Below are 12,156 nucleotides of genomic sequence, written 5' to 3'. Positions count from 1 at the left end.
TCCGGCGCCGAGTATAGAGCAGGCGCAACACACAAATGTTGCTTTGCAGCAAAGATTAGTTCTTGGCCTTGTCGACCAGCTTGTTCTTGCCGATCCACGGCATCATGCCGCGCAGCTTGGCGCCGACTTCTTCGATCTGGTGGTTGTCGTTCATGCGGCGGATACCCTTGAAGCGGGCAGCACCCGAACGGTATTCCTGCATCCAGTCGGAGGTGAACTTGCCGGTCTGGATGTCGGTGAGGACGCGCTTCATTTCAGCCTTTGTCTCAGCCGTGATGATGCGCGGACCCGAGACGTATTCGCCCCATTCTGCCGTGTTGGAGATCGAGTAGTTCATGTTGGCGATGCCGCCTTCATAGATCAGGTCGACGATCAGCTTCACTTCATGCAGGCATTCGAAATAGGCCATTTCCGGCGCATAACCGCCTTCGACCAGGGTTTCGAAACCGGCGCGGATCAGTTCGACCAGACCGCCGCAAAGAACGACCTGTTCGCCGAAGAGGTCGGTTTCGCACTCTTCCTTGAAGTTGGTTTCGATGATGCCCGAACGACCGCCGCCGACGCCGCAGGCGTAGGAGAGAGCAAGATCAAGCGCGTTGCCCGAGGCGTTCTTCTCGACGGCAACGAGGCAGGGAACGCCGCCGCCCTTCTGGTATTCGCCGCGAACCGTGTGGCCCGGGCCCTTCGGCGCGATCATGACGACGTCGAGCGTGTCCTTCGGCTCGATCAGGCCGAAATGAACGTTGAGGCCGTGCGCGAAAGCGATGGCAGCACCGTCGCGGATGTTGCCGGCGATTTCAGCCTTGTAGATGTCGGCCTGGAGTTCGTCCGGGGTCGCCATCATCAGAAGGTCGCCCCACTTGGCGGCGTCGGCAACGGTCATGACCTTGAAGCCGTCGGCTTCGGCCTTCTTGATGGTGGCCGAGCCGGCCTTCAGCGCGATGACGACGTTGTTTGCGCCGCTATCCTTCAGGTTCAGCGCATGCGCGCGGCCCTGCGAACCATAACCGACGATAACGACGTTCTTGGACTTGATGAGGTTGAGATCGGCATCACGATCGTAATAGACGCGCATTGTAATTTCCTTCCCTTTGCTTGTGTCTTTAAGTCTTTCCGGCCGCCCTCAGGACTGGACCGAACCCTTTTCGCGGCCGTGGAGTCGAAGAAAGGCCGAAACCGCCCGCTCCGCTCTCCGTCCGAAATCCTTGGCCATCCGGCCGCCATCCTCGCCGAGCAGCATGCGCAGATGCAGATCGGAAACAATCAGGCCATAAAGCGTGTCATAGGCCTCGTCACGATCGTCGAACGCAAGCAACCCGGCACAACGCCCCGCTTCCAACAGCGCCCCCGCCCGCTTGCCGATTTGCCGCCGGCCGCGTTCCTGCAGCATCGATCCAAGCTTGGAGCCTTCCCGGCTCGCCTGCCCGATCGCCAGCCGGTTCAGCGCCAGCGACACGTCGCCGGCCAGAACCTCCAGGAGGTCGCGCGCGAAGAGAACCAGATGCTCCCGTAACGTGACTTCCGTCAATGCCTCGGCGTTATCTTCGAACGTGCGGACCTTGCTTGCCTGGAAGCCGATCATCGCCGAAAGCAAGCCGTCGCGATCGCCGAACCATTTGTAGAGGCTTTCCTTCGAACAGTTGGCGGCCCGCGCCACGCCTGCGGTCGTCAAGGCCTTCTCGCCGCCATCGACAAGCAGCCGCAACGCGCAATCCAGAACGGCGTTCTGGCGCGGCGAATAGTCCGGCTGATGCGGGTGGGTGGCAAGCGGCAAAAATCCGACTCCAGCGACAGTACCGTACGGTACGGTTCGCCGGTTATGCCGCAAATCGGAAAGGCGGTCAAGGCTCTCCAACAAGGGAACTTAATTAAGTCATTCTGCCGACATTCCCGCCCCCACCGCCGCCATCTGGTCGAGGAAATCTTGACTACCGGGCAGAATGTCGATGCGGTCGACGCCTGGTGGCAGTTGCCACCCAATAGCGGGATTGCCCGACGACGGACGCCTCAAAAACGAGAAACCGCCCGCCTCTACTTGCAGCATCCGAGCTCATGCTGGACCGGCGGACACTTCACCGAACCGAACGAGCAAAACACACAGCATTCCCCCGGATTGGGACGCAGCAGAGTCTTGCAGTTGAGACACTCGTAGAAGAACTGGCAGGCGTCTGTGGGCATGGTTTCCAGCTTGGTGAAGCCGCAACGCGGGCAAGTCAAAACGGATTCGAGAACGACGACACTCATTGCCATCACCTTCTACGCGGCGCGCGCCGAAAACGAATTTTCTCGGGCCGGGAACGCCGTCCATGGCGTTGGGCAGCCTGATCCCAGGCCAATGGACGGTAGTTTCCTGGTCAAACCGGTTTTCGGCGACGAGACGGGCCGCTCGCCTTGACGCAGGCGCAGCGACCCCGACAGCAGCGACCATAATAGCTCGTCCGCCTTGGTCAAGGTACAGGTTCTTTCAAAAACAGCCCTTGACCTTCCCATCATTGGAAGGATTAGGTATATGAGCAGTTAACAGAGGGATCGTCCCAAATGACTGCCATATCCAAGATTGACCCATCCAAGTCCCTGCCCGTTCCGACCGATTTCGGGATCGAAGGCATGAGCTGCGCATCATGCGTCGTCCGGGTCGAGAAGGCCATCGCCGCTGTTCCGGGCGTTGCCTCAGCCACGGTGAACCTGGCGACCGAACGGGCCACTGTCACATACAACGCACCCGTTCCGACGGACGCCGTTCTCCAGGCCATCGAGAATGCGGGCTACGAAGCGAAGACCGAGACCCGTGAGCTGGGCATCGAAGGCATGACCTGCGCGTCGTGCGTCTCCCGTGTGGAAAAAGCTTTGAAAGCCGTTCCTGGCGTGAGGCAAGCCACCGTCAACCTCGCCACGGAGAAGGCGACAGTCCGCATCGTCGCCGGCACGACTGCCTCCGCTTTGGAAGGTGCCGTTCGTGCCGCGGGATACGATGTTGCTAAAGTGACGCCGGACACTTCCGCGAACGACAGCGAGGACCGACGGAGCCGCGAGACCAGCCGTTTGAAGCTGTCATTGGGGCTTTCGGCTGCCCTGACGCTTCCGCTGTTCGTTCTGGAAATGGGGTCGCATTTCATCCCGGCCATCCATGACTGGATCATGGTCAACATCGGCATGCAGAACAATCTGGTCATCCAGTTCGTCCTGGCGACGCTCGTCCTGTTCGGCCCCGGCCTGCGCTTCTTCAGCAAAGGTGTGCCCAATCTGCTGCGCGGGACGCCGGACATGAATTCGCTGGTCGCGCTCGGCACCTCGGCCGCCTGGGGCTATTCGGTGGTGGCGACCTTCCTGCCGGGCGTTTTGCCGTCGGGAACAGTGAACGTCTACTACGAGGCGGCGGCCATCATCGTTACGCTGATCCTGCTCGGCCGCTATCTTGAAGCCCGCGCCAAGGGCAAGACAAGCCAGGCGATCAAGCGCCTGATCGGCCTGCAGGCGAAGACTGCATATGTGAAGCGTGGCGAAGAGTTCGTGCAGATCGAGATCGGCGGCGTCGCGCTGGGCGATATCGTCCGCATCCGCCCAGGCGAGAAGGTTCCCGTCGATGGCCGCGTCGTCGATGGCTCATCTTATGTCGACGAGTCCATGATTACCGGCGAACCCGTTCCGGTGAAGAAGGCGGCCGGCACAGACGTCGTCGGCGGCACGATCAACAAGACCGGGTCCTTCACGTTCGAAGCGACGAAGATCGGATCGGACACCCTGCTTGCCCAGATCATCAAAATGGTCGAAGCGGCGCAGGGTTCGAAGCTGCCGATCCAGGCGCTGGTTGACCGCGTCACGGGATGGTTCGTTCCCGCCGTGATCGCGGCAGCCACCCTCACCTTCGTGGCATGGCTTGTTCTCGGTCCCTCGCCTGCCCTCACCTTCGCGCTGGTCAACGCCGTCGCGGTGCTGATCATAGCCTGCCCGTGCGCCATGGGCCTTGCGACCCCGACCTCCATCATGGTCGGCACGGGCCGAGCCGCGGAACTGGGTATCCTCTTCCGCAAGGGCGAGGCCCTGCAGACACTCCGCGATGTCGACGTCGTCGCACTGGACAAGACGGGCACGCTCACCAAGGGCAAGCCTGAACTGACCGACCTCGTCACCGCGGAAGGTTTTGACCGCACCGAGGTTCTACGGCTGATCGCCAGTCTCGAGGCGCGATCCGAGCATCCGATCGCGGAGGCCATCGTGGCTGCGGCCAGGACCGAGGGGTTGGCACTGGCGGACGTCGCCGGCTTCGACGCAGCTCCGGGATATGGCGTCAGCGGCACGGTCGACGGTCACGAGGTGCTTGTCGGCGCTGACCGGTCCCTGGCGAAGAACGGCATCAAGCTGGCATCGTTCGCGGAGGAAGCCACGGCACTGGGCGACGCGGGCAAGTCGCCGCTCTATGCCGCGATCGACGGCAGGCTCGCCGCCATTATCGCCATCTCCGATCCGGTAAAGGAGACGACGCCGGAAGCGATCAAAGCGCTGCATGCGCTCGGCCTCAAGGTGGCGATGATCACGGGCGACAACAGGCGCGCAGCCGAAGCGATCGCCCGCCAGCTCGGCATCGACGAGGTGATCGCGGAAGTCCTGCCGGACGGCAAGGTCAAAGCCGTCGGGAAGCTGCGCGAGGGCGGACGCAAGGTGGCGTTCATCGGCGATGGCATCAACGACGCGCCCGCTCTGTCGGAAGCCGACATCGGTCTTGCGGTCGGAACCGGAACCGACATCGCTATCGAGAGCGCCGACGTCGTGCTGATGTCGGGTGATCTCAACGGCGTGCCGCGGGCGATAGCCATCAGCAAGGCAACGATCCGCAACATCCGGCAGAACCTGTTCTGGGCCTTCGCCTACAATGTCAGCCTGATCCCGGTCGCTGCGGGCGTTTTCTACCCGTTGAATGGCACGCTGCTGTCACCCATCCTCGCCGCCAGCGCGATGGGGCTGTCGAGCGTGTTCGTGCTGGCCAACGCGCTGCGTCTACGGCGCTTCAAGACGAACTAAAACCGGGAGCGACCGCATGACACCCTCTCTTGCAGTCAAGGAGAACGGAAATGAATATCGGCGAAGCCTCGAAGGCGTCCGGCGTCTCGACATAAGATGATCAGGTACTACGAGCAGATCAAGCTGATCGCGCCCGCGCACCGTTCCCAGTCCAGTTATCGGACATACGCTGACAACGACATCCACACGCTGCGCTTCATCCGCCGCGCTCGCGACCTCGGTTTTTCGGTCGAACAGATGAAGGCCTTGCTGGCGCTCTGGCGCGACCGCAAGAGAGCCAGTGCCGACGTCAAGACCTTCGCGCTCGAACACGTCGCAGAACTGGAGCGCAAGGCAGCGGCGATCCAGGAAATGATCAGGACACTCAGGCATCTCGCGAGCCATTGCCATGGCGATGACCGCCCGGAGTGCCCGATCATCGACGATATCGCGAACGAGTCCGACAGAGAAATTCCGGAAATCAATGCCCCTCCGGCGTTTCCGCGCTGAAATGAGCGCTTGGCGATGTAGCCCTCAGGAGCCGTTCGCCATCAGTGGCGAGGCGACGAAACATCGCATCGGTCTGATCGGGTGGCAACTGGTGCACCCATCCAACCACCATCAGCACGGCCATATAGGCACCCGCCACGTATTGGAACTTGAGACCGGTTCTCACGCGCGATCCTGCCGAATATTGCGCCGCCGCCAAACGTATTGGAGACAGCCAGACACAAACCCCAAAATGGATCCCTGGCATCCGCCCACCGCGGTTCCGTTTCAAGACCGGTTCCGCTAGTAGTGTGCGGCTGCCGACACGCCCCTCTTCCCGGAGTTTTCATGCCTCACCTGAATAAAGCCGCCATGCTTCTGTCCGCCGCCCTGATGCTGATGCCTGTGCCGGCGGCGGCGCAATCCGATGAAGAGGTCTATAACCGTATCGAAGCCCTGCATGGCAATGCCGGAGATCTTGCCGAGCCGCTGCTGAGCCTGACGGAAGCCATGGGCAACGGCGATGCGGCAACGATCGCCGGTCTCGCCGAATACCCGTTGCGGGTCGCCGCCAATGGCGAAAGCTATGACATTCAGAACGCCGACGATTTCGTTGAAAATTTCGACAGCCTCGTCACGCCGGAAACGCGCGAGGCCGTTGCACACCAGAAATATGACCAACTCTTCGTCAACAGCGATGGCGTCATGCTGGCGGACGGCGCGGTCTGGATGAGCGGAATCTGCGACAATGACGATTGCAGCTCATCGCATTGGGCCGTGACCAGCATCAACAACTGACGCTGCTCCAAGGAAACCATGCCTATCACTCGGCGCGCCCGTCAGCGGATCTATCGCGCATGGTCTCCTTCTGCGTAATCAGCCGCGCGCTGTGCTGGCCGCTGAGATAGCTCCACAGCCAACTCCAGGCAACGGCGAAGCGACTTCGCGTGCCGATGAGGAAGTAGATATGGGCAATCCCCCATATCCACCAGGCGAGTGTCCCCTTCATCCTGACGCGTCCGAAATCGATGATCGCCGAGCGCTTGCCGATCGTTGCCAGGCTGCCCTGGTGGCGATAGCGGAAACCGGCAGGCTCCGCCTGGCCGTTCAGCCGGGTTCGGATGACCTTTGCGACGAAAGCACCCTGCTGCTTTGCCGCGGGCGCGATACCCGGCACCGCGGTGCCGTCTTCCCGCAAGACCGAAGCCGTATCGCCGATGATGAAGACATCCGCATGGCCGGGCGCGGTGAGGTTCTTCTCGACGACGGCACGGCCGGCACGATCCGCCGCGACGCCGAGCCATCGGGCGGCCGGCGAAGCCTGAACCCCCGCGGCCCAGACCATGGTGCGACACGCAATGAAATTATCGTCTATCGTCACGCCCGCTTGCGTGCAGGACGTTACCTTCTGCCCGGTGCGCACTTCGACACCGCGTTTTTCCAGAGCGTGATGCGCATAGGCCGACAGGTCTTCGGAAAATCCCGGCAGAACACGCGGGCCGGCCTCCACGAGGATAACCCGCGTTCTGCGCGTATCGATGCGGCGAAACTCCTTCGGCAGGGTAAACTGCGCGAGTTCGGAGATCATACCCGCCAGTTCGACACCAGTGGGGCCGGCGCCAATGATGGTAAACGTCAAAAGCGCCTCGCGCACCGCCGGATCGATCTCGACTTCCGCCCGCTCGAAGGCGAGCAGCACGCGTCTTCGAATGGTCGTTGCATCCTCCAGCGTTTTCAAACCCGGAGCCACCGCTTCCCACTCGTCTTTTCCGAAATATGTGTGAGTGGCACCGGTCGCCAGCACCAGTGTGTCGTAAGGGATGGTCTTGCCGTTGGACAGGCGAATCGTTTTCGCACCCGCATCGACACCGTCGACCTCGGCCAGCATCGTCGTCACCTCCGGCCGGTCGCGATACAGCCGGCGGATCGGCCATGCGATCTCCGAGGTCGCCAGAAGGGTCGTGGCCACCTGATAGAGAAGCGGCTGGAAAAGATGATGATTCCTTTTGTCGACGAGCGTGATGTCGAGCGGTGCGCCTTTCAGATCGTTGACGAGCTGAAGGCCGCCGAATCCGCCTCCGACGACGACCAGATGATGACGGCTCGATGCTGTCATTACGCTACCTCCATTTCGCGCCGCAGTGTCCACGCTCCGTTGGCCCGACACAACTGCTCTGTCGGAATGGCTGCCCTGTTGAAAGATCTCAGCCTACCCGGCAGCGGGCGGCGAGAAAGTCAAGGAACACTCGCACCCGCGCCGGCATATTGCCGCCCTGGCCGAGAAAGACCGCATGCACCTCTTCGCTGTCCGTCGCAGTGAAGGCCTCTAGCACCGGCGTCAATGCGCCGCGGGCGAAATCCTCCCGCACCTGAAAGTCGGCAAGACGTGCCAGCCCTGCCCCGGCAAGCGCAAGCTCGCGCAGGGCCTCGCCGTCGCTGGCTTGGATGTTGCCCGCCGACTTGATCGTCAGGTTGACGCCGCCCGCGACGAAAGGCCAGCCGCCGATAGCGCGGACGTAGCTGGGTCCGAGCAGATTGTGTTTCTGCAGGTCGTCGGGATGGTGCGGTACGCCCCTGCGCGCGATATAGTCGGGTGCCGCGGCGATGTGCATCTTCACCGTTCCAAGCTTGCGCGCCATCAGCGCCGAACTTTTCAGGGGGCCTGCCCGAACGGCCACATCGGCGCGGTCTTCCAGGAGATCGACGACACTATCGGTTAATGACAGGTCCAGTGACACATCCGGATAAAGTGCCATGAAGTTCGCCAGCACCGGCAACAGGATATGCCGCCCGAAGGGAATGTTGCAGCTGACACGAATCCGCCCGCTCGGACTGTCGGCCAAGGCCGCGGCGCTTTCGGCCTCGTCGAGATTGGCCAGAGCCCGCACGCCATGTTCATAGTAGCGGCAGCCTTCCGGCGTCAGTTGCAGTTTGCGGGTCGAGCGGTTGACAAGCCGCGCATTCAGCCGCGCCTCCAGCCGCGAGACCAGCTTGCTGACCGCCGACGGCGTCATGGCGAAGTGGCGGGCGGCGGCCGAAAAGCCGCCGAGATCGACGACCCGCACGAACACCTCCATCTCGCCCGATCGATTGACGTCCAGCCGTGCCATTGTGACTTCACCTCACAAATCCTGTGCTTGTCTGCTGTCTAGTTCCTAAATCGCGCCGCGTCCATATCTCCTCCATCAGGACATCAGGAGATCGTCATGCGTGACCAGCACAAAACCGCCCTCATCGTCGGCGCCCAGGGCGTCATCGGAGGCAACCTCGCCCGCCATCTCGAAACGCTCGACCACTGGTCGATCATCGGCCTGTCCCGCCGCGGGGGACCATCCTCGGAGAAAACGCGGCACATTTCGGTCGATCTGCTCGATCCGGCGGATTGCGCGAAGACACTTGGCGATCTCACTGAAGTGACTCACATCTTCTACGCCGCCTATCAGGATCGCCCGACCTGGGCGGAGTTGGTCGCGCCCAATCTCGCCATGCTGGTCAACGTTGTCACTGCCGTCGAGCGCGTAGCATCGGGCCTTGAGCACGTCAGCCTGATGCAGGGCTACAAGGTCTACGGCGCCCATCTCGGGCCCTTCAAGACACCGGCCCGCGAAGACGAAGACAACCATATGCCGCCCGAATTCAACATGGACCAGCAGGCGTTCCTGCAGACGCGGCAACAGGGCAAATCATGGACCTGGTCGGCGCTGCGCCCCTCCGTTGTCATCGGCACCGCCACCGGCAATCCGATGAACCTTGCCATGGTAATCGGCCTCTACGCCTCTATGTCGAAGGAACGCGGCCTGCCCCTGCGCTTTCCCGGCAAACCAGGCGCCTACGACACGCTGCTCGAAATGACCGATGCCGGACTGCTCGCCAGGGCGACCGTCTGGGCCGCCACCAATCCGCAATGCGCCAACCAGGCCTTCAACATCACCAATGGCGATCTCTTCCGCTGGAACGAGATGTGGCCGAAGATTGGCCGCTTCTTCGAGATGGAAACCGCCGCTCCTCTCCCGATGTCGCTCAGTGTCGTGATGGCGGATAAGGCTGGGCTCTGGCAGCAGATGAAAGAGAAATACAGCCTTGCCGATCACCCCTATGAAGCCGTCTCCTCCTGGGCCTTCGGCGACGCGGTGTTCGGCTGGAATTACGACTTCTTCGCCGACGGCACCAAGGCGCGCCGACTGGGATTCCATGACTATGTGCAGACCGACGAGATGTTCCTGTCGGTCTTCCGTAAGATGCGGGAACAGCGGATTATTCCGTGAGCCCAAAGGCGAAAGCGGTGCCGGCTCACCGCGCATACTCCACCGGCACCGCCATTCCGCTCTTCAGCACCTCCATCGAGATCGAGGCCGAGACGTCGAACAGTTCCACCTTGCGGACAATCTGCTTGTAGATCACGTCGTAGTGCTCGACGCGCGGTAGCACGACCTTCAGGATGTAGTCGTAATTGCCGGTCAGCCGGTGCGCCTCGACGATTTCGGGAATATCGGCGATCACCCTACGGAAGGTGTCGATCCAGTCGTCGGAGTGATGGGCGGTCTTGATCAGGGCGAAGACGGTTGTCGGAATACCCATCCTGTCACGATCGAGCACCGCGATGCGGCGCGCGACATAGCCAGTCTCCTCCAGCCGCTGGATGCGCCGCGAGCAGGCCGAGAGCGACAGGCTTACCCTTTCGGCGAGGTCGCCGACAGAAAGGCTCGCATCCTCCTGCAGCAATGACAGAATCTTCCGGTCTCTTTCGTCCAGCACGCCATTCTCTCCCAACTAAAGTAGCACAAGCGCGAGAAATTCGCGCCATTGGCAGCTTCAATGCAAAAAATACGCGCAAATGGTCGCGATGTCACTAAACAAAGCAAACACTTTCCGCTCACTCCCGGCGACAATCACTGCATCAGAAAACAAGACGGACAGGAACAGCCTCATGCGCAAGATCGGCCTCATCGGTGGAATGAGCTTCGAAAGCTCGGCAGTCTATTACCGCATGATCAACGAAGCCGTGCGCGAACGCCTCGGCCGCCTGCATTCGGCTGAAGTCATGCTGCATTCCGTCGATTTCCAGAGCATCGTCGACCTGCAGAAGGCCGGCCGCTGGGATGATGCCGCCAAGCGCCTCTCCGAGGTCGCGCAAGGCCTTGAGGCGGCAGGCGCATCCTGCGTGCTGATCTGCACCAACACGATGCACTTGATCGCCGACGCGGTTCAGTCGTCCATTTCGGTTCCGTTGATCAACATCATCGACGAGACCGCCGCATCCATGAAGGCCGCCGGCGTCAAGCGCCCGCTGCTTTTGGCCACGCGCTACACGATGGAACACGGCTTCTACACCGGCCACATGGCGGCGCGTGGCATCGAGGTCATGGTTCCGAACGCCGAGGACCGCACCCTCGTGCACGACATCATCTTCAACGAACTCTGCGCCGGTGCCGTCCTCGACTCCTCCCGCCAGGCGCTCATGACGGTCACCGAGCACGCCAAAAGTGAGGGCGCTGACGCCATCATCCTCGGCTGCACCGAGATCTGCCTGATCCTCGATCCGCACAACCTGCCCCTGCCCGGCTTTGATTCCACCGCGATCCACGCCGAAGCGGCCGTTGATTTCGCGCTGAAAGGTTTATCGCAGCCTGGCCAACAGGCGGCCTGACGCCGTCGCAATTTATTTGACTCAGTCAACTAAATAATGGCAATCTTCCAGCAGGGAGATTGCCATGAACACACACGCGACCTTGCATGGTCCGCAAGCCGACCGCATCGAGACCGTGCGGGCCTTCAACCGCTTTTACACCAATCAACTCGGCCTGCTCGGCCGCGCCTTTCTCGACAGCCGCTTCACGCTGACCGAAGCGCGCATCATCTACGAATTGGCGTCCCGGCCCGGTCTGCCGGCGAAAAAGCTGATCGAGGAATTGCATCTCGATCCCGCTTATCTCAGTCGCATCCTGAAAAAATTCCGCAACGACGGGCTACTCCTTACCAGGCCGGACCCGCAGGATCAGCGCAGCCAGTTGCTTGAACTGACCGCAGAGGGTGTGTCGCAGGCCCGCGCGCTTGCCGCCCGCTCCCGTGAAGAGATCGCGGCCATGCTTTCGCCGCTGAATGCCGCACAGCAGGAGACGATCGCGACGGCCATGGGGCGGATCGAAACGCTGCTTTCGGCCCCGTTGGTCAGGACCTTCACGCTTCGCGCGCACCATCCCGGTGACATCAGCTCGGTTCTTGGCCGCCAGACAAAGCTTTACATGGAGGGATATGGCTGGAACGGCGAGTATGAAGGACTAATCCTGCAGATCGCCGCCGATTTCATCCAGAATTTCAAACCCGGCCGCGAGTTCTGCTGGATCGCGGAATTCGGCGGCGAGATCGCCGGTTCGGTGTTTCTGGTCGATGCCGGCGGCGGCACCGCCAAGCTGCGGCTGCTCTATGTCGAGCCCTTCGCCCGCGGTCTCGGCATCGGCCGCGCGCTGGTGCGCCAATGCATCACCTTTGCCCGAGAGGCCGGCTACGAAACGCTGACGCTATGGACCAACGACGTTCTCGTCAGCGCCCGCAAGATCTACGAGGCGGAGGGCTTCGTTCTTGTTGCCGAGGAACGGCATCACAGCTTCGGAAAGGATCTGAACGGCCAGACGTGGCAGCTCAGGCTCTGAGAGAGCCGCGATGATTCTA

The 12,156-nt window shown here is 61.6% G+C and carries 12 protein-coding genes and 2 pseudogenes; 6 read left to right on the top strand and 8 right to left on the bottom strand.

Annotated features, from left to right (window positions below):
* Positions 1-55: 55 nt before the first annotated feature.
* From ilvC to ACSQ2Z_RS09235, 5 genes and pseudogenes are all read right to left on the bottom strand, one after another.
* Entirely contained in the window at positions 56-1,075 is a 1,020-nt protein-coding gene (ilvC, locus tag ACSQ2Z_RS09255; RefSeq protein ID WP_113003244.1) for a ketol-acid reductoisomerase, read from the bottom strand.
* Between the two features lie 48 nt (positions 1,076-1,123).
* The gene (locus tag ACSQ2Z_RS09250) at positions 1,124-1,774 is read right to left on the bottom strand and encodes a TetR/AcrR family transcriptional regulator (RefSeq protein WP_436080929.1); all 651 of its coding nucleotides are present in this window, start codon (positions 1,772-1,774) and stop codon (positions 1,124-1,126) included.
* Positions 1,775-1,873: 99 nt separating this feature from the next.
* Entirely contained in the window at positions 1,874-2,044 is a 171-nt protein-coding gene (locus ACSQ2Z_RS09245; RefSeq protein WP_436080928.1) for a hypothetical protein, read from the bottom strand.
* Positions 2,032-2,244 carry a GDCCVxC domain-containing (seleno)protein gene (locus tag ACSQ2Z_RS09240; protein ID WP_436080927.1) on the bottom strand — a complete coding sequence of 71 codons (213 nt, stop codon included), beginning with the start codon at positions 2,242-2,244 and terminating at the stop codon, positions 2,032-2,034. The genes ACSQ2Z_RS09245 and ACSQ2Z_RS09240 overlap by 13 nt, the downstream gene beginning before the upstream one ends.
* A 46-nt stretch (positions 2,245-2,290) precedes the next feature.
* Positions 2,291-2,406, bottom strand: a pseudogene (locus ACSQ2Z_RS09235) (multicopper oxidase domain-containing protein); the annotation flags it as partial.
* A 132-nt stretch (positions 2,407-2,538) separates the two neighbouring features.
* Here ACSQ2Z_RS09235 and ACSQ2Z_RS09230 point away from each other — a divergent pair.
* The 3 genes and pseudogenes from ACSQ2Z_RS09230 to ACSQ2Z_RS09220 all read left to right on the top strand — a co-directional run bounded on the left by ACSQ2Z_RS09230 (position 2,539) and on the right by ACSQ2Z_RS09220 (position 6,285).
* The gene (locus tag ACSQ2Z_RS09230) at positions 2,539-5,019 is read left to right on the top strand and encodes a heavy metal translocating P-type ATPase (RefSeq protein WP_436080926.1); all 2,481 of its coding nucleotides are present in this window, start codon (positions 2,539-2,541) and stop codon (positions 5,017-5,019) included.
* Positions 5,020-5,069: 50 nt separating this feature from the next.
* Positions 5,070-5,513: pseudogene (gene cueR, locus ACSQ2Z_RS09225) on the top strand (Cu(I)-responsive transcriptional regulator).
* Between the two features lie 322 nt (positions 5,514-5,835).
* Positions 5,836-6,285: a hypothetical protein gene (locus ACSQ2Z_RS09220; RefSeq protein WP_436080925.1), complete on the top strand. Its 450-nt coding sequence runs from the start codon at positions 5,836-5,838 to the stop codon at positions 6,283-6,285.
* Between the two features lie 25 nt (positions 6,286-6,310).
* Here the strand turns inward: ACSQ2Z_RS09220 and ACSQ2Z_RS09215 are convergent, their stop codons facing one another.
* Together ACSQ2Z_RS09215 and ACSQ2Z_RS09210 are read right to left on the bottom strand one after the other, a co-directional pair.
* Positions 6,311-7,603 (bottom strand): NAD(P)/FAD-dependent oxidoreductase, encoded by a 1,293-nt coding sequence (locus tag ACSQ2Z_RS09215; protein WP_436080924.1) that lies wholly within the window; start codon positions 7,601-7,603, stop codon positions 6,311-6,313.
* A gap of 88 nt (positions 7,604-7,691) precedes the next feature.
* Complete coding sequence (locus ACSQ2Z_RS09210) at positions 7,692-8,597, bottom strand: LysR family transcriptional regulator (protein WP_436080923.1); 906 nt, start codon at positions 8,595-8,597, stop codon at positions 7,692-7,694.
* A gap of 96 nt (positions 8,598-8,693) precedes the next feature.
* On the opposite strand from ACSQ2Z_RS09210, the gene ACSQ2Z_RS09205 reads away from it, so the two are divergent.
* On the top strand, positions 8,694-9,752 hold the full coding sequence (locus ACSQ2Z_RS09205) for an SDR family oxidoreductase (protein ID WP_436080922.1): 1,059 nt from the start codon (positions 8,694-8,696) through the stop codon (positions 9,750-9,752).
* A 25-nt stretch (positions 9,753-9,777) separates the two neighbouring features.
* On the opposite strand, the gene ACSQ2Z_RS09200 is transcribed toward ACSQ2Z_RS09205, so the two are convergent.
* Positions 9,778-10,242, bottom strand: a complete 465-nt coding sequence (locus ACSQ2Z_RS09200) for an Lrp/AsnC family transcriptional regulator (protein ID WP_436080921.1) — start codon at positions 10,240-10,242, stop codon at positions 9,778-9,780.
* Positions 10,243-10,414: 172 nt separating this feature from the next.
* On the opposite strand from ACSQ2Z_RS09200, the gene ACSQ2Z_RS09195 reads away from it, so the two are divergent.
* Both ACSQ2Z_RS09195 and ACSQ2Z_RS09190 read left to right on the top strand, forming a co-directional pair.
* Positions 10,415-11,134: an aspartate/glutamate racemase family protein gene (locus ACSQ2Z_RS09195; RefSeq protein WP_436080920.1), complete on the top strand. Its 720-nt coding sequence runs from the start codon at positions 10,415-10,417 to the stop codon at positions 11,132-11,134.
* Between the two features lie 64 nt (positions 11,135-11,198).
* On the top strand, positions 11,199-12,137 hold the full coding sequence (locus ACSQ2Z_RS09190) for a bifunctional helix-turn-helix transcriptional regulator/GNAT family N-acetyltransferase (protein ID WP_436080919.1): 939 nt from the start codon (positions 11,199-11,201) through the stop codon (positions 12,135-12,137).
* Positions 12,138-12,156: the final 19 nt, after the last annotated feature.

Origin of the sequence: Pararhizobium sp. LjRoot235, assembly GCF_964254145.1 — a bacterium.
Taxonomy (GTDB): domain Bacteria; phylum Pseudomonadota; class Alphaproteobacteria; order Rhizobiales; family Rhizobiaceae; genus Pararhizobium.
The sequence above is the reverse complement of the archived record's forward strand: the minus strand, read 5'-3'. Positions and strand labels throughout refer to the sequence as shown.

Coding starts and splice junctions, on each gene's coding strand:
- ACSQ2Z_RS09210 (WP_436080923.1), bottom strand. CDS start 8,597: ATGGCACGGCTGGACGTCAATCGATCGGGCGAGATGGAGGTGTTCGTG.
- ACSQ2Z_RS09240 (WP_436080927.1), bottom strand. CDS start 2,244: ATGAGTGTCGTCGTTCTCGAATCCGTTTTGACTTGCCCGCGTTGCGGC.
- ilvC (WP_113003244.1), bottom strand. CDS start 1,075: ATGCGCGTCTATTACGATCGTGATGCCGATCTCAACCTCATCAAGTCC.
- ACSQ2Z_RS09205 (WP_436080922.1), top strand. CDS start 8,694: ATGCGTGACCAGCACAAAACCGCCCTCATCGTCGGCGCCCAGGGCGTC.
- ACSQ2Z_RS09190 (WP_436080919.1), top strand. CDS start 11,199: ATGAACACACACGCGACCTTGCATGGTCCGCAAGCCGACCGCATCGAG.
- ACSQ2Z_RS09245 (WP_436080928.1), bottom strand. CDS start 2,044: ATGCTGCAAGTAGAGGCGGGCGGTTTCTCGTTTTTGAGGCGTCCGTCG.
- ACSQ2Z_RS09195 (WP_436080920.1), top strand. CDS start 10,415: ATGCGCAAGATCGGCCTCATCGGTGGAATGAGCTTCGAAAGCTCGGCA.
- ACSQ2Z_RS09220 (WP_436080925.1), top strand. CDS start 5,836: ATGCCTCACCTGAATAAAGCCGCCATGCTTCTGTCCGCCGCCCTGATG.
- ACSQ2Z_RS09230 (WP_436080926.1), top strand. CDS start 2,539: ATGACTGCCATATCCAAGATTGACCCATCCAAGTCCCTGCCCGTTCCG.
- ACSQ2Z_RS09215 (WP_436080924.1), bottom strand. CDS start 7,603: ATGACAGCATCGAGCCGTCATCATCTGGTCGTCGTCGGAGGCGGATTC.